General features: G+C 41.6%; 17 protein-coding genes and 2 pseudogenes. All 19 read left to right on the plus strand.

What is annotated here, in order from left to right:
- The first annotated feature begins 2 nt into the window (after positions 1–2).
- The 19 genes and pseudogenes from CXF95_RS13965 to CXF95_RS14050 all read left to right on the plus strand — a co-directional run bounded on the left by CXF95_RS13965 (position 3) and on the right by CXF95_RS14050 (position 22,568).
- Complete coding sequence (locus tag CXF95_RS13965; RefSeq protein WP_101199240.1) at positions 3–956, plus strand: SDR family oxidoreductase; 954 nt, start codon at positions 3–5, stop codon at positions 954–956.
- A gap of 16 nt (positions 957–972) precedes the next feature.
- Positions 973–1,545, plus strand: a complete 573-nt coding sequence (locus CXF95_RS13970) for a sugar transferase (RefSeq protein WP_101199241.1) — start codon at positions 973–975, stop codon at positions 1,543–1,545.
- 602 nt (positions 1,546–2,147) lie between these two features.
- A pseudogene (locus CXF95_RS31465) lies at positions 2,148–2,276 on the plus strand (NAD(P)-binding domain-containing protein); the annotation flags it as partial.
- Between the two features lie 53 nt (positions 2,277–2,329).
- Positions 2,330–2,428, plus strand: a pseudogene (locus tag CXF95_RS31470) (SDR family oxidoreductase); the annotation flags it as partial.
- A 191-nt stretch (positions 2,429–2,619) separates the two neighbouring features.
- Complete coding sequence (locus CXF95_RS13980) at positions 2,620–4,563, plus strand: nucleoside-diphosphate sugar epimerase/dehydratase (protein ID WP_101199242.1); 1,944 nt, start codon at positions 2,620–2,622, stop codon at positions 4,561–4,563.
- A 640-nt stretch (positions 4,564–5,203) separates the two neighbouring features.
- Positions 5,204–6,268 (plus strand): UDP-N-acetylglucosamine--undecaprenyl-phosphate N-acetylglucosaminephosphotransferase, encoded by a 1,065-nt coding sequence (gene wecA / locus CXF95_RS13985; RefSeq protein ID WP_101199243.1) that lies wholly within the window; start codon positions 5,204–5,206, stop codon positions 6,266–6,268.
- Between the two features lie 106 nt (positions 6,269–6,374).
- Entirely contained in the window at positions 6,375–6,737 is a 363-nt protein-coding gene (locus CXF95_RS13990; RefSeq protein ID WP_101199244.1) for a hypothetical protein, read from the plus strand.
- A complete protein-coding gene (locus tag CXF95_RS13995) occupies positions 6,734–8,479 on the plus strand; it encodes a polysaccharide biosynthesis/export family protein (RefSeq protein WP_101199245.1) in 1,746 nt (581 codons plus the stop codon). The genes CXF95_RS13990 and CXF95_RS13995 overlap by 4 nt, the downstream gene beginning before the upstream one ends.
- 27 nt (positions 8,480–8,506) lie before the next feature.
- Entirely contained in the window at positions 8,507–9,292 is a 786-nt protein-coding gene (locus tag CXF95_RS14000) for an ABC transporter permease (protein ID WP_101199246.1), read from the plus strand.
- The gene (locus tag CXF95_RS14005; protein ID WP_101199247.1) at positions 9,289–9,939 is read left to right on the plus strand and encodes an ABC transporter ATP-binding protein; all 651 of its coding nucleotides are present in this window, start codon (positions 9,289–9,291) and stop codon (positions 9,937–9,939) included. The genes CXF95_RS14000 and CXF95_RS14005 overlap by 4 nt, the downstream gene beginning before the upstream one ends.
- Before the next feature lie 2 nt (positions 9,940–9,941).
- The gene (locus tag CXF95_RS14010; RefSeq protein ID WP_101199248.1) at positions 9,942–11,396 is read left to right on the plus strand and encodes a lipopolysaccharide biosynthesis protein; all 1,455 of its coding nucleotides are present in this window, start codon (positions 9,942–9,944) and stop codon (positions 11,394–11,396) included.
- Between the two features lie 100 nt (positions 11,397–11,496).
- Entirely contained in the window at positions 11,497–12,375 is an 879-nt protein-coding gene (gene rfbA / locus CXF95_RS14015) for a glucose-1-phosphate thymidylyltransferase RfbA (protein WP_101199249.1), read from the plus strand.
- A 9-nt stretch (positions 12,376–12,384) separates the two neighbouring features.
- Positions 12,385–12,930, plus strand: coding sequence for a dTDP-4-dehydrorhamnose 3,5-epimerase (gene rfbC / locus CXF95_RS14020; RefSeq protein ID WP_101199310.1), 546 nt, complete (start codon positions 12,385–12,387; stop codon positions 12,928–12,930).
- Positions 12,927–13,787: a dTDP-4-dehydrorhamnose reductase gene (rfbD, locus tag CXF95_RS14025; RefSeq protein WP_101199250.1), complete on the plus strand. Its 861-nt coding sequence runs from the start codon at positions 12,927–12,929 to the stop codon at positions 13,785–13,787. Before rfbC ends, rfbD begins: the two co-directional genes overlap by 4 nt.
- 45 nt (positions 13,788–13,832) lie before the next feature.
- On the plus strand, positions 13,833–14,927 hold the full coding sequence (rfbB, locus tag CXF95_RS14030; protein ID WP_101199251.1) for a dTDP-glucose 4,6-dehydratase: 1,095 nt from the start codon (positions 13,833–13,835) through the stop codon (positions 14,925–14,927).
- A 207-nt stretch (positions 14,928–15,134) separates the two neighbouring features.
- Positions 15,135–17,069, plus strand: a complete 1,935-nt coding sequence (locus CXF95_RS14035) for a sulfotransferase domain-containing protein (protein WP_101199252.1) — start codon at positions 15,135–15,137, stop codon at positions 17,067–17,069.
- Positions 17,070–17,158: 89 nt separating this feature from the next.
- Positions 17,159–18,436, plus strand: a complete 1,278-nt coding sequence (locus tag CXF95_RS14040; protein WP_101199253.1) for a hypothetical protein — start codon at positions 17,159–17,161, stop codon at positions 18,434–18,436.
- A gap of 59 nt (positions 18,437–18,495) precedes the next feature.
- Positions 18,496–21,609 (plus strand): hypothetical protein, encoded by a 3,114-nt coding sequence (locus CXF95_RS14045; RefSeq protein WP_101199254.1) that lies wholly within the window; start codon positions 18,496–18,498, stop codon positions 21,607–21,609.
- Positions 21,606–22,568, plus strand: coding sequence for a hypothetical protein (locus CXF95_RS14050; protein WP_101199255.1), 963 nt, complete (start codon positions 21,606–21,608; stop codon positions 22,566–22,568). Before CXF95_RS14045 ends, CXF95_RS14050 begins: the two co-directional genes overlap by 4 nt.
- Positions 22,569–22,642 lie beyond the last annotated feature (74 nt).

Here is a 22,642-nt window from a genome sequence, read left to right on the forward strand (position 1 = left end):
TTATGAATATACTTGTTACTGGTGGGACTGGTTTTTTAGGCAGCTCTTTAATTGAGCAATTATCACCCCATTGCATTTCCGTGTTAGGGAGAAACCAATTAAAATTAAATAGTTTAGCTCATCATTATGGGGTGATTGATAATAAATCGAGCTATGAAAAAGCGTTGATAAATATAGAGGTACTAATTCACTGTGCTGCCCGCGTTCATGTAATGAATGACTCTGCTATCAGCCCTTTGGAAGCGTTTCGGGAGGTTAACACTGCCGGTACTCTAAACCTTGCTCAACAAGCTGCTGATGCAGGGGTAAAACGTTTTATTTTTATCAGTACGATTAAAGTAAATGGCGAATCAACGGAGCTTGGTTTTCCGTTTAAACCGGATGACAATTTTATACCTATTGATCCTTACGGTTTAAGTAAATATGAAGCGGAAGTTGGCTTACAAAAGATAGCGAAGCAGACTGGGATGGAAGTGGTGATTTTGCGCCCTCCTTTGGTTTATGGACCGGGTGTTAAAGCTAATTTTGCATCTATGATGAAGTGGATTAATATAGGTATACCATTACCTTTAGGCGGAATTAAAGAAAATCGACGTAGTTTGGTTTCGCTCGATAATTTGGTTGATTTAATCATCACTTGTATCGAACACCCTAATGCAGCGAATCAAACGTTTTTAGTTTCAGACGATAATGATGTTTCAACCTCTCAGTTATTAGCCAATATGGCTTCTGCATTAGATGCTCCCAATAGATTATTACCTATTCCTAGCACATGGTTTACTGTGGCTGCAAAGCTAATTGGTAAAACCGATATATCGCAACGCTTATGTGGATCTTTACAAGTGGATATATCAAAAACAAAAGAAATGTTAAACTGGCGACCACCCTATAGGTCGGTTGAATCAATGAAAAAAACAGCAGATGCTTTTCTTGAGAATCTAAGTTTGAACAAATAAAAGAAATAATTAATAGATGAATTTAATTTTAATCCGCCCCCTCGATTTTTTCCTAGCTTTCTTTGGCCTGCTTATCACTTTTCCCATATTACTTATTGTTATCATCATTGGTTACTTTGATACGGGATCTCCAGTATTTATCCAAAAGCGCATGGGGAAAAATAAACGTCCCTTTAAACTGATTAAATTCCGTACTATGGCAGTTGATACTAAATCGGTAGCCAGCCATCTTGCAAGTGCAGCTTCTATCACTAAGTTGGGATTTTTTTTACGTAAAACTAAAATAGACGAACTGCCGCAGTTGATTAACGTGTTGAAAGGGGAGATGAGCTTTGTAGGCCCTCGGCCAAACTTGTTTAATCAGCAAGAGTTAATTACTGAACGGGATAGCCGTGGTGTATATATGGTACTACCTGGTATTACTGGGCTGGCACAGGTTAATACCATTGATATGTCTACGCCTAAACTGCTTGCTGAAACCGATCAAAAGATGATTGCTGAGCTGTCATTAACGCACTACTTTAAATTCATTATTATGACCATAACCGGTAAAGGTGCAGGTGACAGAGTAAAGACTGACAATCAATAATCATCCGCTAAGTGACAGGGCCCAGCATTAAAGTTTAGCAAGACTCAGTTGAACAAGAGAATGTGAATATAAGTGACATGGAATGCTTAGCCTGATCCCGATTTTTGATGTCTTTACCGGCAAGATCATCAGTTATAGGATCAGTGAAACGAGAGGCGAAGTCGATTTTTAGAGCACGTAAAACAAACCTGCGATACACCCGATCTTCCGCACCACTTCTAACAATAAATATGCTGGTATTCACTGCCCAGACAATCAATGATTATTTTTTGTGGTTCTTTTAGGTTTACCACTAACTCTTTCCCCTCAATATATTGGTATTTTGCATGCCCAGATTATTTCACAAATCCAAGTGGCTTTGACAAGTTGACAGTACTCAAAGGTCCACTCAACTCAGTTCAGGCCCAACTAGTCGCAAATAGATGGCTATTAAGCACACGTGATTTAATTATGGGTTGCCAATTAACAATTAAACAACAATTAAATAGCAATTAAGTAATAAGAGAGTACTTAATGAGCTCAAAGCAGACTGGTATACGCTGTATTTCAAAGCACTGTTTATACTTAAACAGTTCCTTAGTCTGCAAGGCAAGACTGTTTTTATAACCGGGGGTGCCGGTCATCTAGGAACAGCCATGTGTGAAGCCCTTGCTGAGCTCGGAGCCAATATTGTCATCGGATCAAGAGATCTAGAAAAAGACGAGGTGATCGCCTCAATGTATGGCCATGTGGCCCCCGATCACCGAATTTATGAGGTACAGAGCACGGAAATCCGCCGAGTTATGGCGCAGCGAAAACAGGCGTCATTCAGCTTACTAAATATCTTGGCAGTTTCCTGGCGCCCGACGGTATCCGGGTGAATGCTATTTGCTATCAGGGCTGAGCCATCTTCCTTCCTATGAGCGTAATAGGGAATGGTGCCGGTGATAGCATGAAGCGGCGTTAGACGTTTTATAGTTGAATAAAGTGAATTTATTCTTGAAGGGCTGAGATTAAGTTGTGCCAATGTCGGGTTGCATTTGGATACAATTTTAGCGCCCATAGTTTTTAAAGTAGAAGTTTGAGGTGAGTTAAATGGAGTTTATTCGAACATTATTTTCAATTTCCCGTGCTCAAAAACGAATTGTCAGCGTTATCATCGATATTGCTTTTATTATTATTGCTTTTTTTGGTGCAATTGCGGCGGTATTAGAGAACGTAGCTGTTTTATTTGAAACCCAGTATTGGTTGTTTATGCTTATTGTATGTCCAATTAGTATCTATGTTTTCGCCAGACAAGGTCTTTATAGGGCTGTGTTGCGTCATATAGAGTTACAGGCATTAACCGCTGTGGCTGTCGGTGTCTTGGTATCCACTTTGACTGTAGTGGTCACTGCCTATATTAGTGAAGTGAGTTTGCCGAGTTCAGTACCAATAATATATGCCGCATTTGCTTTTATTTTTGTGGGTGGTTCTAGAACGTTAGTGAGAACGGTGTTTAGCGACGAAATTAAACGCGATGGCGAATATGTAATTATTTACGGGGCAGGTGTAAGTGGTCGTCAACTCGTCACTGCTTTGTCGCAAAGTAGTGAATATAGGGCAATGGCATTTGTTGATGACGATCCTACTTTGCATGGTACTGTTATCAAGGGTGTTAATGTTCATTCTCCATCGATTATTCGAGAGTTAGTTGAACGATACAGAGTGAATAAAATATTACTGGCCATGCCTGGTGTTAGTCATTATAGACGAAAGCAAATCCTCTTGTCCTTGGAGCCACTAGCGAAACAAATATTAACTATACCTGCAATGTGTGATTTGGTCAGCGGTGAAAAAGTATATTCCGACATAAAACAAATTGAAATCGAGGATTTGTTAGGCAGAAATGCGGTTACCCCCCGTGAATCATTAATGGCAGCAAACATTAAAGGTAAAAACGTGATGGTTACGGGGGCTGGTGGGTCGATAGGTTCTGAATTATGCCGTCAAATTCTTAATTATAATCCTAAAAGATTAGTACTGTATGAGTTGTCAGAGTATGGCCTATATTCCATCGAAACTGAGTTGCGTACTCATGCGGATTTTCTTGGGATTGAAGTCGAAATATTACCAATGCAGGGATGCGTTCAAAAAGAAAACCGAGTCTTGGCTGTAATGGAGTCCTTTAAAGTACAAACGGTTTATCATACTGCAGCATATAAACATGTACCTTTAGTGGAGCAAAATGTCGTAGAAGGTGTTAGGAATAACATATTTGGGACTTTTTACTCGGCTCGTGCTGCAATTGCAGCGAAAGTCGAAACATTTGTGTTAATTTCTACAGATAAGGCAGTACGCCCTACCAACGTAATGGGGGCGACTAAACGCATGGCTGAACTCACACTTCAGGCCCTCAGCAAAGGATCCCATAGCACACGTTTTTGCATGGTAAGGTTTGGTAACGTGTTAGGTTCATCCGGTTCTGTTGTGCCTTTATTTAGAAAGCAAATTGCCAACGGTGGCCCAGTTACTGTTACTCATCCAGAGATTACGCGCTTTTTTATGACGATACCTGAGGCTGCACAGTTGGTCATTCAGGCAGGCGCTATGGGACAAGGTGGAGATGTTTTTGTACTGGATATGGGGACTCCGTTGAAGATTGTGGATTTAGCATATAAAATGATTCATTTGAGTGGTTTAAAAGTTATGGATGACAAAAATCCTGACGGCGATATTGCAGTTCAATTCTCAGGTCTGCGGCCTGGCGAAAAATTATTTGAAGAGTTATTAATTGGTGAAAATGTAAGCGGTACCGCACATGAGCGCATAATGACAGCCCACGAGGTGATGTTGCCATGGGAAGTGCTTGAGCCAATTTTAGATGATCTTGAGCTGGCCTGTTACAATTTCGACCATCAGACTGTAAGAAATATTTTACTTAAAGCACCTACAGGATTTAATCCAAGTGATGGCATTTGCGACTTAATGTGGATAGCGCGAATGAAAGATAAAGAAACCAGTAGTAAAGTGGTGGATTTGGCGTCTCGAATAGCTTAGCAGGCCGTGAGCATTTGACCTGATAGTGCAACAGTAGAATTTTTTCAGCTGTCAATAGGCATTTATATTGTACTTGGGCAGTAAGGCTAGGAGAGAGTACACTGATCGTCACCGTGACGTTATGCTGACTCTTGTTAAATGCTATACGACTATGATAGCTGACAGCGATTTTTGGCGAAGTTGGTCAGTTGACTGTCGTTATTCAGTTCTCCCTTTTTTCAAACAAGCTCACACTATAACGATGATCGTTTCCTCAGTGGTTAAGTCACAAGCGCGCGAAGAGCCATATGATTTAACATGATTTATGAGTTGTGTTACATTTCGATTACATCATCATCATAAAGCTTAACATTGTACATTTTGGTTACAATATCAGCATAAAGCTTAACATTAATTCACTAGCCATTAGCTGGACATGTTTGTTAACATAGAATATTGAATATTATTACTATTCAAACCAAAATGATATTAGGTGAAAACAGGGATGTCGATTTCTTAAGCTGTTTATTTGGATTTTCTAAGGTTAAAAGCTCTAGAATTCGGCTCCATTTTGAAAACATCATTAAGAGTAAATTTATTTTGCTTATTTTTGCTTTATGAAAATAATAAAAAACTTAGAAAAGAAATAATGGATTGTTAGATGTTTAGTCAATTGGATTTTTTGCCGGTATTTACCGCATTTTTTGTGGCCATTGTACTTTTGGTCATCATGACACCCTTTGCTCATCAATTGGGTTTGGTTGACGAGCCAAACGGACGCAAAACCCATTCAGGAATGGTTCCTCTCACTGGTGGTGTCGCTATTTATGGCGCAGTAATTATTGCCAGTTTTGTTACAGATGTCTGGTTTAAAAATGGTTCTTTATTTTTTACTGCTGCGACGTTGATTGTGTTGCTCGGTATGTTAGACGACAGATTTGATTTAAGCGCAAAAGGGCGATTACTTTGTCAATTTGGTGTGGCGGCAATCATGGCCCTTGCGGCGCAGAATTACATTACCTCTTTGGGTGATATAAGTGGTTTTGGTGATTTCCATTTCGGCCTATCCGGATATTTTTTTACATTAATCTGCGTGGTTGGGGTAATTAATGCCTTCAATATGATTGACGGAATTGATGGCCTAGCCGGTGGTATGAGTTTAATCGTATTGTTAGCTGTCGTATTTTTGTTACTTGCGTCCAACAACAGTCAAGCAATTATGGCTCCGATGATGGTCATAGCTGCAATCGTGCCATTTATGGCATTTAATCTTAGTTTGCGTGGCTTTAAAGGAAATAAGATATTTTTAGGTGACAGCGGTAGCATGTTTGTGGGATTAACCATTGTTTGGTTACTGGTTGACTTTACACAAGGACCCGAAGCATCAATGAGACCCGTTGCAGCAGTATGGATTATCGGTTTACCACTGATGGACATGGCTGCTATCATGTTTCGACGGGCTAAAAAGGGCCAGTCGATGTTAAAACCAGACAAGCATCATTTGCACAATATATTTATGCGTGCTGGTTTTTCTTCAGCTCGTTCGCTAGCCACTATTTTGCTTATGGGCTGTTGTTACGCACTGGTAGGCATTACCGGCGAACTACTCAACATTCCTGAATATGTAATGTTTTGGGGATTTATAATATCTTTAATTGCCTATACTTTGGTTCTGCAAAATATCTGGACAATTCTGCGTTTTGTACGCACTCATCAGCGCCGCTAACTTACAACATATTGTCTTAACTTTAGTTAGCTGGCCGAAGCTAAAGTTGGCATTTGCGTGTTCAGGCGTTAGACTCGCTTATTAACTAGTTGACCCAAATAATTCTATGAAAAACATTATATTACTCACTGTTTTATCCACCCTTATTCAAGGATGCACTAGTATTGCGCAGCCAACGGCTTCACTACCGTTGGTTGAACATGAATTTGTTTTCCCCTCTGCTTCTATCGATGTTTCGCTAAGTACAGCGTTATCCAACGCTAAAGCAGGATCTGAGATGATCATTCAACAAAAGCCTACAGTGATGGGAGAACGATTTTTTGCTGCCACAGGACTTACCTGTCGTAAATTAACCTCAGAGCAGACTGGACAGCATATTTACTGTTTAAATATTCAGGGTAGTTGGTTTCAGGTAGAAAATGTGATTTCTGAATATAATGAGAGTGATATTCCAAGGGCAAGTTTATGAGCAGACAAATGAAGTTACAAATGTATGCAGTGTGTTTATTCATGTGCATTCCTGGTTTTGCAGTGGCACAGCAATCGGTGACTCAAGCGCAACTGCAACAAGCCCAAGACGCCGGAGCCAGTGACAAAGTCGATTTATCACAATATATTCAATCTGGTGGTAATAGTACTGGTCGTAATAAACCCATCAATATGCCATCGTCTTCAGGCCCTATGCCCGCCGGTGATGAGGACTTACCGCCACCTTATGGTGCAAACTTGTTTCAGGGTGGATTTGAGTCCGAACGTAGCGATGGGTTAAATAGCTCTTATCTGGTGGCTCCAGGAGATAAAATATCGATTCAAATGTGGGGCACCGTTAACCGCGCTGACGTGATGACTGTGGATAATCAAGGTAATATCTTTATTCCTGATGTTGGGCCAGTAAAAGTCAAAGACGTCCCTGCTAATCGTATTAACGCGATAGTCACGCAAAGCATCAAATCTATTTATACTAACAACGTCAGTATCTATGTAAATTTGTTAACCTCCACACCCGTGAGTGTGTTTGTAGCAGGGCCAGTTCTTCGCCCTGGACAATATGCAGGTCTGGCTTCTGATTCAGTGCTTTTTTACCTTAAGCGTGCCGGGGGCATTGATCCCTACAGAGGCAGTTATCGAAATATTAAAGTACTCAGAAATCAGCAGGTGGTCCTTGATTACGACTTATATGATTTTTTAAAAGAAGGCAAATTAGCTGGGTTTTCTTTTAAAGATGAAGATGTCATCTTAGTTAAGGAACAAGGAGCAATGGTCACTGTCGAAGGCTCGGCCCGTTACCCCTTTAGGTTTGAGCTTTTACAAGAAAAAACGTCGGGCAATGACTTGATCTATTACTCGCGCCCTCTAGAAAAAACGAGCCACGTGGCCATTACCGGTAATCGCAATTCGGGTCCTATTTCTGTTTATTTACCCATAGATGAATTTGACGATTTTAAAATGGTGGACGGTGATGTGGTGCTGTTTAACGACGACCTAAGGCCTCAGGTTATCAGTATACAAATATCGGGCAGTTACCTAGGACCGTCATTCTATACAGTTGATACCAACACGCGTTTATTGGACATACTCAGTCACATTGAAGTTGACCCCAATCAAGCGAACTATGGCGCTATTTATATAAAACGCGAAAGTGTGGTCCAACAACAAAAAATGCTCATCGACGAGTCATTAAATCGACTGGAGCGCAGCATCTTTACTGCACCGGCCTCTTCTGACGGTGAAGCAAGAATACGCGCACAAGAAGCACAACTTGTCTCACAGTTTGTGGCCAGAGCCAGACTTATTGAACCCCTAGGTAAAGTGATCGTGTCTGAAAATGGCAAGGTGGCGAATATCAGACTCGAACAGGGTGATGAAATTGTTATCCCCGCACAAACCGATCTCATCCAAGTGTCGGGGGAAGTGTTAATGCCACAAGCCATCGTTTACAACTCCAATGCCACCATTAGAGATTACGTAGCCTGGGCAGGCGGTTTTAGCGAAAGAGCAAACGATGAACGTATAGCTGTGGTCCGTGCCAACGGTTTGACGATATTCATAGATTCACAAAATTCATGGTTAGCAGATGAGAACAAACAAAGCCTTCAAGCAGGCGACCAAATTTTGGTCTTGCCCAAAATTGATACTAAGCTTTTACAAGCAGTTAAAGACATCACCCAAATTGTTTACCAAATCGCGATTGCCGCGAACGTTGTTAAATAACGTGTCTGTGTGACACGAATTTAAATTATGACAACGGTAATCAAGCGTAATAAATGGGAGATTTGGCGAGATGTTATTTTTGCTTTGCTTGCGCGGGAAATTCGTACGGGGTTTAACGATAAGTTTGGAATAGCTTGGGCGGTTGTCCAACCGGTTATATTTATATTTGTACTGTCTTTTTTGCGAGGTAGAATAGGCGGGGATGAAACCCATACGATACCAACCTTTACCTTTATGGCTATTGGTCTCTTGTTTATCCAAGGGTTTTTGCAAACTATGGGCGCCTCAGCAAAAGCGATTAGCAAAAACAAAGCACTGTTTGCTTTTAGGCAAGTTCAGCCCATCAGTGCAGTACTTGCAGGTGCTTTGTTTGAAGTTTTAGTTAAAATATTTGTTATCATTGGCATAATTATCCTTATGTATTTTATGGGTATTGACTTACAAATATCTAACCCTCTACTGTTTTTAGCTTGCTTTTTGCTTTTGTGGATTTTCGCAGTTTCTTTGGGATTATTGTTTGGTATCGCTGAGCTATTTGTTAAAGAGATCGGTAAGGTGAGAGAACTACTTACCCGACCTTTGTTCTTTATATCCGGAGTGTTTTTCTCGTTACAGGATTTCCCAAGAGAATATTGGCACTTTCTGGACTGGAATCCTATTTTACATGCCATCGAACTGACTCGCTACGCCGTATATTCAACCTATGGAAGTGAAGGTTTGAGTTTGGAGTATCTTAGCGGCACAGTGCTCGCTTTTAGTTTCTTTTCTTTGGCGGTTTACCACATTTCCTGGAAGCAGGCGATAAGTAGATGATAAGGCTTGAAAATATCACCAAGTATTACCCTTCCCGAATAGGTAAGCAGTATATTTTTAAGGATTTGTCATTTGATATTCCATCGGGACACAATATTGGGATCCTGGGTTCAAATGGTGCGGGTAAATCCACGCTTTTTCGACTTCTAGCTGGAAGTGAGTATCCTAATAAAGGCCAAATTATTACCGATTTAAGTTTGTCATGGCCTGTAGCCTTAACTACCGGCATTCATCAGCAAATGACGGGCAGAGAAAACACTCGGTTTATTGGCAAAGTAAATGGTATTGCCGATATCGACGAATATGAAAGGCGGGTAATAAAATTTGCCGAGTTAGGTAAAAAGTTTGACTTGCCAGTGAACACTTATTCCAGCGGAATGAAACCCCGCCTGGCTTTTGCTTGCTCAATTGGCATCGATTTTGATGTTTATTTGATAGACGAGGTAACGTCGGTGGGTGATGCTAAGTTCCGAAGAAAGGCCAAAGAAGCCTTACTCGAGCGCAGCGAAAAAGCCAATGTAATCATGGTGAGCCATGAGATGGATGAAATCAGACAATTTTGTGATAGTGCCATTGTGCTACACAAAGGTGAATTAACATTTTATAACGATCTCGAACAAGGGATCGCACAATACCAGGCATTATAAGTATGACACAACAAGCCCAATTAAAATTGGAAGATAGATTCAGCGCATTCAAAGCTTCAGTTTCAGGTGAGCAATGGTCTGATGGGCGTTTCCTATTAAAAAAAGTTGAGGAACTGGAGCCTGCAGATGTCGCGCTGGCCTTTAGGTTAATGCAAAGGGTCAAAAACCTTAATCCCAGTGATGCAAATCGACAAAAATTAACAGACTTAAAAACGCGAGCATTGCAAAAGAGGCCTGAGTTAGCGACGTCATCCTCGACAGAATCCAAAATTAGGATGAATTTGATACGTCATAGCAGCAGCTTGAAAACGCATATTGCAGAGGTGATTGCTCACCCAAAAATGGCCCAGTTCAAACGGCCTTTTGCTATTTTTGTGCTACTGCCCTTTTTCATTTTCAGTTTTTATCAAGTGATATTAGCCAGCTCAAGATATGAAAGCCATGCAAAGTTGATCGTAAAAGAGCCTAACGGCATGGCGACCTTAGACCCTGCTATGGCGATTATGTCTGGTTTTGGCGTTTCTTCGGGAAATGTTGACACTGAGTTGGTCAAAGTCTTTATTTATTCTATGGATATGCTGTCTTATATTGACCAGGAATTATCCATTGCAGAACATTTTAGTAGCACCGACTATGATTTTTTTAGCCGTTTATCTGCTGATGCAAGTAGTGAAGATAAATTGCGTTATTTCCAGGATAGGGTCTTGGTTGAGATAGACGAGAAGTCACAAATTGTTAGTGTCTTCGTGCAAGCGTTTACGCCAGAATTTTCGTATCTTATTAGTAAAAAAATCGTTGCCCGTGCCGAATGGTTTATTAATGAGATTGGCCATACTTTAGCGAAGGAACAATTGAAGTTTGTGCAGCAAGAGCACGCCCTTGTAGAGAAGAGACTGCAAACTGTTAAAACTAAATTACTGTCTTTTCAAAGACGTCATGATTTACTTGATCCACAAGCAGAAGGAATGGCATTACAACAAATTGCCTATCAAATCGAAGCGCAAATTGCTGCTAAACGTACTGAGCTTCGTACCCTTCGCAGCAGTATGAGTGAAAATGCACCTCAGGTGCTTAACGTTGCAGCACAGCTGCAAAGTATGACTCAGCAACTAGAAAATGAACGTGGCCGTCTTACCGACCAATCTGCTAGTGAAGATATGCTCCCAGAAGACGAAAAAAACTTAAGCGTTAGCGAGATTATGGCAAGGTTTAGCGATTATCAAATCAATCTGGAACTCGCTTTACAGGCTTATACCTCTTCTCAGGTATCGTTGGAGAAGTCGCGAATAGAGGCTTATCGTCAACTAAAGTACCTGGTTACGGTGGAATCACCGACTGTTCCCCAAGATGCAAAATACCCAGAAGTCCTATACAACACTAGCTTGTTCTTGGCGCTAACCCTGCTGATATTTGGCATAGGGCGTATAGTCATTGCAACAGTCTCAGAGTTACGTTAATTAATATTGACCAGTAGCGACAAATTGTTTGGCACGGTTGTTAGCATCACATATTCGACTTAAAATGTGCCGAGATTAGTTTAATTAAAAGGTAAAAAATATGAGAAAAGGAATTGTACTGGCAGGAGGCACTGGAACAAGACTACACCCCCTTACTCGCGTAGTCAGTAAACAACTTATGCCAGTTTATGATAAACCGATGATTTATTACCCTATTTCGACACTCATGTTGGCGGGTATAAGGGATATTCTGATTATATCTACGCCGGAAGAACTGCCGCGTTTTGAATCGCTGTTAGGTGATGGTAGTGACTGGGGGCTAAACTTTACTTACTGTGTTCAACCTTCTCCGGATGGTCTGGCTCAGGCATTTTTGCTGGGTGAATCGTTTATTGATAATAATCCATGCACATTAATTTTGGGTGACAATTTGTATTATGGCCATGATTTACAGCAATCGCTGATTAAAGCTAGCCAACAAACATCTGGGGCAACTGTATTTGGTTACCATGTGCAAGATCCCGAGCGTTACGGTGTGGTTGAATTTGATGAGCATTGGAATGCGCTGTCGATAGAAGAGAAACCACTAAAACCCAAATCACGTTATGCGGTGACAGGCTTATATTTTTATGACAAGGAGGTAGTTGAGCTAGCCAAACAAGTCAAGATGTCGCCGCGGGGTGAACTTGAAATTACCGATCTAAATAACCTATACCTGCAACAACAAAATCTAAAAGTTGAACTTATGGGCCGTGGATCAGCATGGCTAGATACGGGGACCCTCGATAGTTTGTTAGATGCCGCCAATTTCATCGCTGCGATAGAAAAACGCCAAGGCTTAAAAATTTGTTGCCCGGAAGAGATCGCGTTTCGTAAGGGATTCATCGACGCAGAGCAATTAGAACGCTTAGCAGCACCACTACTAAAAAGCGGGTATGGTAGTTACCTGATGCAAGTTTTACATGACAAAGTGAAGTAAGCCAAAATGATGCAAATTAAAGCGACCATTATCCCAGACGTAAAAATCATCGAACCTAAAGTATTTGGGGATGAAAGAGGGTTTTTTCTGGAAACCTTTCGTGATGACTGGTTTCGGGAACATTGTGCCGACGTGACCTTTGTGCAAGATAACCATAGTAAATCCAGTCAGGGCATTCTCCGGGGCCTGCATTATCAGTTAGAGCATACCCAGGGTAAATTAGTCAGGGTGAGCTTGGGTGAAGTGTTTGATGTGGCGGTGGATATGCGCGTCAGCTCCGCAACCTTTGGTCAGGCTGTTGGGGTGTTATTGTCGGCAGAAAATAAACGTCAGTTGTGGGTGCCGGCGGGTTTTGCTCATGGCTTTTATGTCACCAGTACTAGCGCTGAATTTGTGTATAAATGCACTGATTATTACTACCCTAAAGCAGAAGTATCATTAAGTTACAACGATCCTGCCTTAGGTATCGACTGGCCGTTAGTGGATGGCCAAGCCCCCTCACTGTCTGCCAAAGATGCCGAGGGGTTAAGTTTTAGCCAGGCACCTAAATTTTGAATATTGTAGTAATAGGCAAAAGCGGCCAACTTGCCCATGAAATTATGCGCCTAGCAGGTGATGATAGTGTGCATTGCCTTGGCCGAGATGATATCAATATATTGGATGCAGTTAACCTTGCCAGTGTGCTCAATCGATTTCAGCCAGAAGGCATAATCAATGCCTCGGCCTATACTGGCGTAGATAAAGCCGAAAGCGATCAAACAAATGCCTATGCTTTAAACCAAACGGCCGTGGCAAATTTAGCGACTTACTCAAAACAAAACCATTGCCATTTAGTACATGTGTCCACCGATTATGTGTTTGGTGGCGACAAGGGTTCGCCTTACCAAGTCGATGATAATTATCATCCACAAGGGGTTTATGGTGCCAGTAAGGCGGCGGGTGAAAAAGCCCTATTAGACATTTATCCCCAGGCCAGCTGTATTTTGCGAACATCATGGGTGTATGCCAGTCATGGCAATAATTTTGTTAAAACCATGCTGCGCTTAATGGCAGAAAAACAAGAATTAGGTGTGATTGACGATCAAATCGGTTCGCCGACCTGGGCAAGAGACTTAGCCAAAGCCTGTATGTATGCCATAAAAAACCAAGTAAGCGGCGTGCATCACTGGACCGACAATGGTGTTGCCAGTTGGTATGACTTTGCGGTGGCGATCCAAAGCCTAGCATTGGAGAAGGGCTTATTAACGCATGCCATTCCTATTAAGCCTATTCCCAGTTCAGCTTATCCCACCCCAGCCAAACGACCCCATTATAGCGTGTTGGATAAAAGTACCTTGGCCAGCGAATTTAGCGCACTGGTGCCTCAATATTGGCGCAAGGCCCTGAGCGACATGTTAGATGAACTCACTTAACGAGTTTTGAATATATTCAGAACATAGAACATAGAAGATAAACGTATGAAAAAAACACTATTAGTCACCGGCGGAGCCGGATTTATCGGCGCCAATTTTGTTCATTATTGGCTGAAAAAAAATACTCATGATAGGGTGATAGTGTTAGACGCATTGACCTATGCCGGTAACAAGGCGAGTTTGGACTCGGTTGCCGACAACAGCAATTTTGAATTTGTCCATGGCGATATCTGCGATACCCCATTGGTCGAAACCCTACTTAGCGAAAAAAGCATTGATACCATAGTGCATTTTGCAGCAGAGTCCCATGTAGACCGATCTATAACTGGGCCCGATGCCTTTATCGAAACCAATATAATAGGTACCTATAGCCTATTAAAAGCGGCGAAAAAAATCTGGATTGATGTCCCCAAAGCTAGTGGCCGAGATCCACTAGAACATCGTTTTCATCATGTATCTACGGATGAAGTATACGGTACACTTTCGGCAACGGATCCCGCTTTTACTGAAGAAACCGCTTACGCGCCAAATTCGCCGTATTCAGCAAGTAAAGCAGCAAGTGATCACTTAGTGCGGGCCTACCATCACACCTATGGCTTAGCAGTAACCACCAGCAACTGCTCCAATAATTATGGCCCTTATCATTTCCCTGAAAAGCTTATACCTCTGATCATTACTAATATTTTGAACGATAAACCATTACCTATTTATGGTGACGGTCAGCAAATTAGAGATTGGCTTTATGTTGAAGATCATGCGCGAGGCATTGAGTTGGTGTTAAAAAAGGGCCGTATTGGCGAAAACTATAATATTGGTGGTAACAATGAGTGGGCCAATATCGACATCGTTAATGTGGTTTGTCAGCTTATGAATCAAGCCTTTCAAAATGATCATGAACTTGCTGTTAAGTATTCAAAGGCAAGTAAAGCGATTGAGACAAAGGCACAAGAGTTGATCACTTATGTAACCGACAGGCCAGGCCATGATCGTCGTTATGCGATAGATGCAACCAAAACAAACAATGAATTGGGTTATGTGCCAGTAGAAAGTTTTGAAACAGGCATTGTTAAAACAGTTAACTGGTATTTAACTAATGATCAATGGTGGCATAGCATTCTTGACGGGTCATACCGGAAATAATAAGACTGGTTTGTTGTTTGTGGTAAATTCCAACAAGGTTGAATGATACCCTAGTAAGAATGGATTGAAACAGTTTGTATCTTGTCTCAATATGATGGTCATCGCAAAGAGTACGCTGACGGTACACAAATTTAAGATTTGAACTCGGTTGGAATTTTGATTGAAAAACATGGCCGCATGTTGTCAATCTAAAAAGGTAAGTTAATCATGAGTAGAAAAATGAATAGCATTGTATTGAGTAGTGGTATCGCGGGTATCGATTGGCCAGCAAGTATCAATTTATTGGGCACAGCTAACGCTAACATTAGTCATTTTGACAATGTGATGCTGAATACAAAAGGCAAATATGATGATTTGGTATTCGAAAAAACAGAAATTAATGCTGCTCACAAAAAACTTAAGCCACAATTCAAAGGTTATTTAACCCGTTTGCTTAAAAATGACAAAAGCCAGATTAGTTTCTTGTCAGATCCCATTTTTTTAGACAGTGGCGCCAACTGGCAAAAACTCAATGAAGACAAAAGTTATGCATTTTTCTTTTGTTCACCAGAATATTATTTAGCACAAATTGACAAGGACAGTGATGTAGGGATCAATATTGATCAACAAGAATGTCTGGATAACTGGCTAGAAGATGCGAGCAAAATATGGGATTTTTACGTTCGTTATCCGGATAACACCCTGCTCATTAATGTAGAGGATGTAGCAAGGGATCCAGTATCAAGTGTCACTGTGATTGCTGAATTTCTAGGGTGTGAACTTGACGACATCGACAACAATCAAGCGCCTAACAGCGTTAACACTGCAATGACAAACCCGATTGAAAAGCTGTCATTGCTGATTTTACAAAATATGAAGCTGGAAACGATAAAAGCATCAAGTGAGCTCAATGAACTGTATGAAAATCTGGCACTGACCTCGATATTGGCTGATGACGCGTTAACTTATCAGACGAGCGAGAGGGCAAATATTCGCCTATTCGAGTGCCAAAACTTAATTGCTTTGATAAGCACTCGCCAAGTGCAACTAGAAGCTGAGTCAGCGTCATTTGCCGCCTCCCATTCTGAACTTATAGGTGATAACGAAAAGCTTAAAGCAGAATTTGCTACGCGTACATCGGCTCTCGAATCAAGTCTTGCAGAGCGCACAGCCGAAAACGAACTGGCGTTACTGCAAATAAATCAACAGCAGGAAGAATTGGAAACTTCGTACCTGAATGCCAAAGAACTTAAGGGCGAATTGGCAACACAAACATCGAGACTCGAAACCCATCTTGCAGAGCTCACAGTCGAAAACGAGTTGGCATTACTGCAAATAAATCAGTTGCAGGAAGAGTTAGAAACGACTTTCTTGAATGCCAAAGAACTTAAAGGCGAATTTGCTACACAAACATCGAGACTCGAAACCCATCTTGCAGATCTCACCGCCGAAAACGAGTTGGCATTACTGCAAATAAATCAGTTGCAGGAAGAGTTAGAAACGACTTTCTTGAATGCTAAAGAACTTAAAGGCGAATTTGCTACACAAACATCGAGACTCGAAACCCATCTTGCAGAGCTCACCGCCGAAAACGAGTTGGCATTACTGCAAATAAATCAGTTGCAAGAAGAGTTGGAAGCGACTTACTTGAATGCTAAAGAACTTACGGGCGAGTTGGCTGAGAGTAAATCGACACTTGAAATTCGTCTTGCAGAGCGCACCGCCGAAAACGAACGGGGATTAATGCAAATAAATCAGTTGCAAGAAGAGTTGGAAGCGACTTACTTGAATGCCAAAGAACTTACGGGCGAGTTGGCTGAGAGTAAATCGACACTTGAAATTCGTCTTGCAGAGCGCACAGTCGAAAACGAACGGGGATTACTGCAAATAAATCAACTGCAGGAAGAATTGGAAACTTCGTACCTGAATGCCAAAGAACTTAAGGGCGAATTGGCTGCGGGTGCAATGGCACTCGAAACGCATATTTCAGCGCTCACCGCCGAAAACGAGTTGACATTGCTGCAAATAAATCAGTTGCAGGAGGAATTGGAACACTATTATATTCAATATCAAAAAATGACTTACTCGCCTAAGCGAGAGATTAGCTATGTTACTGATTTGAACAGAGTCAAAGTTAGCCTGTCGCTGATGAATATGAATTGAGAAGTAAGTGCAATTTTATAAGGGCAGTCAAAGCATCAAATGTGCTTGCACTGTTGGTTGAATATAATGGCTAAAAGTGAACCCTTGATTTGAAACCCAGTGTTACACAGCTTGTAGTATTAGATCCTGGCCTGCGAGAGCAGGGTGGCCACCACCCAGCATTTATACTGGCATTGTTAGCTACTGATTGTTTTACCGGTGATAATTCAAAGTTGCGAGTTTTTGCCAATGCAGAATTTACCCCCAGTGCGGTATTTGACAGTGCAACTAACAACGTAAAATATACAGCGTTTTTCAAAACCGCTTTTTACCGTTATTTTTATGAAAGTACCCACCACCCTGAGTTGCCTCACTTCATACGTCGCCTGACAGCAGAATACCTTGCGGTTATGCAGCAGGTGGTTGAAGATGATTGCCAACTCGGAACAGTAAAAGGGTGTGCCAACATTTTATTTTGCCATGCACTGGGTTGGGAGCATGCGACTGCGCTGGCAGATGCCCTGTTTCTTTTCAAAAAGCAAAGCGGTATAACATTGCGCGTCGTTGTCATTTTGATGTTTAGCCCCTACCGGAAAACCGCCAGTGAGCAATATGACAGTCAATTATATTTACGTTATAGAGCCGCATTTAAAGGGCTTGCATCATGTGATGGGGTCTCATTTTTTGCTTGTGATCATGAAACATCAAAAGCTTATGAGCACATACTGGCCAGGCACATTAGTATTATTCCAACCCCATTTGTTAGTGCCAGAAAATACCGACCTAGTAAGCCCAGCAAGGGTAAAAAATTCGTCCTTTATTTAGGTGATAGCAAAGCTACCAAAGGCTTTTTAGCCTTACCAAATCTATTGGAACAGATTGTAAAACTGGGGCAACATGAAGACGTGAGCTATCTCATCCAGTATTCGCTTACCAGTAAAAGTGAAGAGTTTCTGGCAGTAGACAAAACACTGAAAAAATTCGCCGAGGTACACCCTAACATTGATGTTTATGAGGCGTTTTGGTCTGAAGAGCAATTGCATAAAACACTGGCAAGTTGTCATGCTCTGGTATTCAATTATGACAGTAGTGTTTACATGTATCAAAGTTCAGGGGTGTTGTGGCTTGCTGCATGTTACAATATAAAAATGTTTTTTTTAAGCAATAATTGGTTGACTAGGGAAGCGGCAAGACTAAAAAGTGAATATATTATGTGCGACATGTGCGACCCCAAAAAAATTATTGAATGTCTAAACGAATTGAGTCATGGGGATATAAATAGGCAAACACATTATGCTAATATTCCCCCGCTAAGTGGTGCTGATTACCGCGCTAAGCTGTTTGGTGATTTTGAAGAGTGGTTGAGTGCTATATTAGGCGCTCACTAATATGGAATTTTACTCAGGATATATAATAGCTAAAATAGTAGCTAAAAAACGGAGTCACAGTGACAGGATATAAACTAGACAATCTTACAGTGCTAACAGAAAATAATACCATCGGTAAAGTTGTCACTGCAGGTTTTTGGGAAAGCGATGTTATCGCTACTTTGTTGGCGGGTGAACCGCAGAAATTGATTATGTTTGAGCCAGATAACGCGCTTTATGCAGAGGCAAAAGCTAACTATGCAGATGAATCAAGCGTAGAAGTGTGTAATGCCACCCTGTCAGACAAAACCGGCGAAGCCGAGTACTTTGTGTTTACACCCAATCGATTTAGCTCCTTACTTAAGCCCAAACAGCTGCTAAAAATATATAGAAAAAATAGCAACGATAATGTGACTAGTATCAATGTAAGCACTGTTCAGAGTGTTTGCGAGCAACAGAAAATCCTGCCCTCTGCCGGGAATATATTGTTATTAGGCGTTAACTGCCCCTCTACAATACTCAGCGATGCTATACAGACAGATCATTTAAGCTACTTTGATGTGATTATTGTGCGCCAGCCAAAACAGGGTTTGTACGAAACTGAGCAGCAACAAGACGCACTGAGCACAGTGTTGCAAGAGAATAAATTTAATGTGCTTCAAGAGCTAAGCCACGACCCAATGTACACGCAATTCGTCTATGGTAGAGATCATCAAGGCGAAAGAATTAACGCTTTACAAGCTAAAGTGACAGCAGCTGAATCTCGAAACGCTGAGGTCGCAAAGCAGCTTGCGGAGACCGAATCTCGTTCATCGCAGTTTGAATCTAGCGCAACTGAACTGAATGCCAATTATTCAAAACTTAAAGCAGAGTATGAAGAACTGACAGCGAATGTTTCGGCACTTGAAATCAAAGGCACTGAACTCGCCACACAAAATACCCAACTCGATACGGCACTTGCACAGACAAAAGCCCAGTACGACAAGCTCAGTGCGGGTAGCGCAGAAAAGCAAACAGCCAACCAACAGATAGCAGCACAAGTGACCGCGTTGCAGGCTAAGCAAAATGAATTAGTCGAAGGCCATAAGAATAAAGATGCGCAAATAGCCGAACTGACTGCACAGCGTGACCAGCAAACGCAAGGCCATCAAGAAACTAAGCAACGGGCTGAGTCGCTCAAAGCGCAGAATGAAACACTCAGCGCCGATAGGGCGCAGAGACTGACAGAGAATGAACAGCTAGCAGCGCAAGTTACGGCGCTACAAGCTAAGCATAACGAACTGGCAGAAAGCCAAAAAAATAAAGACACGCAAATAGCCGAACTGTCCGCACAGCGTGACCAACAAGCAAAGGACCATCAAGAAACTAAGCAGCAGGCTGAGTCGCTCAAAGCGCAGAACGAAACACTCAGCGATGATAGGGCGCAGAGACTGACAGAGAATGAACAGCTAGCAGCGCAAGTTACGGCGCTACAAGCTAAGCATAACGAACTAGCCGAAAACCAAAAAAATAAAGACGACAAAATAGCCGAACTGACTGCACAGCGCGACCAGCAAGCCAAGGGCCATCAAGAAACTAAGCAGCAGGCTGAGTTACTCAAAGCTCAGAATGACAAGCTCAGTGCTGATAGCGCAGAAAAGCAAACAGCCAACCAACAGATAGCAGCACAAGTCACCGCGTTGCAGGCTAAGCAAAATGAATTAGTCGAAGGCCAAAAAAATAAAGATGCGCAAATAGCCGAACTGACTGCACAGCGTGACCAGCAAACGCAAGGGCAACAAGAAACTAAGCAGCGGGCTGAGGCACTGAAAGGCCAGAACGAACATCTATTAGCGCAAGTTGCTGCTTTGCAGACTAAACAGAACGAACTAGCCGAAAACCAAAAAAATAAAGACGACAAAATAGCCGAACTGACTGCACAGCGCGACCAGCAAGCCAAGGGCCATCAAGAAACTAAGCAGCAGGCTGAGTTACTCAAAGCTCAGAATGACAAGCTCAGTGCTGATAGCGCAGAAAAGCAAACAGCCAACCAACAGATAGCAGCACAAGTCACCGCGTTGCAGGCTAAGCAAAATGAATTAGTCGAAGGCCAAAAAAATAAAGGTGCGCAAATAGCCGAACTGACTGCACAGCATGACCAGCAAACGCAAGGCCATCAAGAAACTAAGCAATTGGCTGAGGTGCTCAAAGTCGAGAACGAAACGCTAAGTGCTGCAAGTGGGCAGCAGCAAACTGTGATTGAAAAGCTGACAGCTCAAGTTAATGTTTTTGAAACTAAGCAAAATGAATTAATTGAAACCCAAAAAAATAAAGATGCGCAAATAACCGAACTGACTGCACAGCGTGACCAGCAAACCAAGGGCCATCAAGAAACAAGGCAGCAGGCTGAGTCGCTTAAAGCGCAGAACGAAACACTCAGCGCCGATAGGGCGCAGAGACTGACAGAGAATGAACAGCTAGCAGCGCAAGTTACGGCGCTACAAGCTAAGCATAATCAACTGGCAGAAACTCAAAAAAATAAAGACGACAAAATAGCCGAGCTGACTGCACAGCGTGACCAGCAAGCCAAGGGGCAACAAGAAACTAATCAATTGGCTGAGGCGCTCAAAGTCGAGAACTCAACGCGCACTGCTGAAAGTGCGCAGCAGCAAACTGTGATTGAACAGCTGACAGCTCAAGTTAATGTTTTTGAAACTAAGCAATATGAATTAGTCGAAGGCCAAAAAAATAAAGACGACAAAATAGCCGAACTGACTCAACAGCGTGACCAGCAAGCACAAGAACATCAAGCAAATGAGCAGCGGGCAGAAAGGCTCAACCAGCAATGCGAAGAACTAAAAACTTATAGTGCTGAACGACAGAAAAGCGCTGATTTAGCACTAAAACTCCAAACTAAAGCTCAGATTGATCTCGATGATTTACGCGAGAAATATCAACATAAGCATACCAATGAACAAAAGTTAGTAGCATTAATCAGTGAGTTACGAGCCAAGTTGCAACAAGCAGCAGAGTATTATTATGAATTACAAGAGAAGCATCCAGAACTTAATGAAGTAACTCAAAATCAAGTTGAACCTTCTAATATTGAAAATTATGGTACCGCTCATGTCGAGGCGCTAGAAAAGAAAACACGACCTGCTAAGAGAAAAAAACGTAGCAAAGCTGCCAAGTCTGTCACCCGTGGTAAGTCATGAAGACAACGTTACAATCGCTTCAAGAGTCTATATCGAATGCGGTTGATATGATTGACCAGAGTCAGCTTGTAAGTGACGATTTGCTTCTTCAACAGTCTACTAAGTATTCAACTAATAGTCTTGATTTTACAAATGCCAACTCTCTGTTAGATAAATGCGAACAAGTTATCAACAGTTACCAAAGTGCTAAGCCTATAATGCGAGTTATACACCATTTTGCTTGTAGCGGTGGTACATTATTTACCAAATGCTTATCAAGTATGGCCAATACCTTCATACTTAGTGAAGTGCATCCTCATTTTTATCAGCACCTACAACCTGATATGGCAACATTCTTACCCTCCGATATTGCAACCCTTGCTATGCAAGCTGGCGTTCCCGATCCAAATAAATTAGCAAGGAAAATTTTCCATCAGTCAGTAAAGTCAGTACATGAACATGTGGACCTGCGAGGTGGGATTTTGGTGCTGCGTGATCATAGCCATTCCGATTTTTGCGTTGGGACAGAGTATAGGCAGAAAACGTTAATTACAGAATTACTAAAGGATGACTTCGATGTCATTTCGATTGCGACTGTGCGTAATCCCATAGATGCTTACTTTTCATTGCTTGCGAATGGTTGGGTGCATTTCAGTCCACAAACTTTTGATGCTTATTGCGAACGGTTAAGTCAATTTTTAGTGCAATTCAAAAAACAAAACATTATTTATTATGAAGATTTTGTTAGTCGCCCCCAAAAAATAATGGAGAAAATGTGCTCGATTCTGAATGTTGAATATGACGAGTCGTTTATGGACTTATATGATCAGTTTAAAGTGACAGGCGATAGTGGTCGTAAGACCAATGACATTTCTAAAAGAAGAAGACGAGAAGTTTCTGCTGCATTGAAAAATGAAATTGAAGATTCAGAGTATTTTAGATTGATATGTAAAGAATATAAATTTCACAGTGCTGTTTAGAATTGTTTTTTTGAATCAACGAGAATTTTCCATAAATTTTTAAGAAATTCATCTTGATTGGCGCACGACATTTG

Source organism: Paraglaciecola sp. MB-3u-78, assembly GCF_002835935.1.
Lineage (GTDB): Bacteria > Pseudomonadota > Gammaproteobacteria > Enterobacterales > Alteromonadaceae > Paraglaciecola.

Bases quoted from the DNA above. Each gene is read 5' to 3' on its own strand.
- CXF95_RS13965 (WP_101199240.1), top strand. From the start codon at position 3: ATGAATATACTTGTTACTGGTGGGACTGGTTTTTTAGGCAGCTCTTTA.
- CXF95_RS13970 (WP_101199241.1), top strand. From the start codon at position 973: ATGAATTTAATTTTAATCCGCCCCCTCGATTTTTTCCTAGCTTTCTTT.
- CXF95_RS13980 (WP_101199242.1), top strand. From the start codon at position 2,620: ATGGAGTTTATTCGAACATTATTTTCAATTTCCCGTGCTCAAAAACGA.
- wecA (WP_101199243.1), top strand. From the start codon at position 5,204: ATGTTTAGTCAATTGGATTTTTTGCCGGTATTTACCGCATTTTTTGTG.
- CXF95_RS13990 (WP_101199244.1), top strand. From the start codon at position 6,375: ATGAAAAACATTATATTACTCACTGTTTTATCCACCCTTATTCAAGGA.
- CXF95_RS13995 (WP_101199245.1), top strand. From the start codon at position 6,734: ATGAGCAGACAAATGAAGTTACAAATGTATGCAGTGTGTTTATTCATG.
- CXF95_RS14000 (WP_101199246.1), top strand. From the start codon at position 8,507: ATGACAACGGTAATCAAGCGTAATAAATGGGAGATTTGGCGAGATGTT.
- CXF95_RS14005 (WP_101199247.1), top strand. From the start codon at position 9,289: ATGATAAGGCTTGAAAATATCACCAAGTATTACCCTTCCCGAATAGGT.
- CXF95_RS14010 (WP_101199248.1), top strand. From the start codon at position 9,942: ATGACACAACAAGCCCAATTAAAATTGGAAGATAGATTCAGCGCATTC.
- rfbA (WP_101199249.1), top strand. From the start codon at position 11,497: ATGAGAAAAGGAATTGTACTGGCAGGAGGCACTGGAACAAGACTACAC.
- rfbC (WP_101199310.1), top strand. From the start codon at position 12,385: ATGCAAATTAAAGCGACCATTATCCCAGACGTAAAAATCATCGAACCT.
- rfbB (WP_101199251.1), top strand. From the start codon at position 13,833: ATGAAAAAAACACTATTAGTCACCGGCGGAGCCGGATTTATCGGCGCC.
- CXF95_RS14035 (WP_101199252.1), top strand. From the start codon at position 15,135: ATGAGTAGAAAAATGAATAGCATTGTATTGAGTAGTGGTATCGCGGGT.
- CXF95_RS14050 (WP_101199255.1), top strand. From the start codon at position 21,606: ATGAAGACAACGTTACAATCGCTTCAAGAGTCTATATCGAATGCGGTT.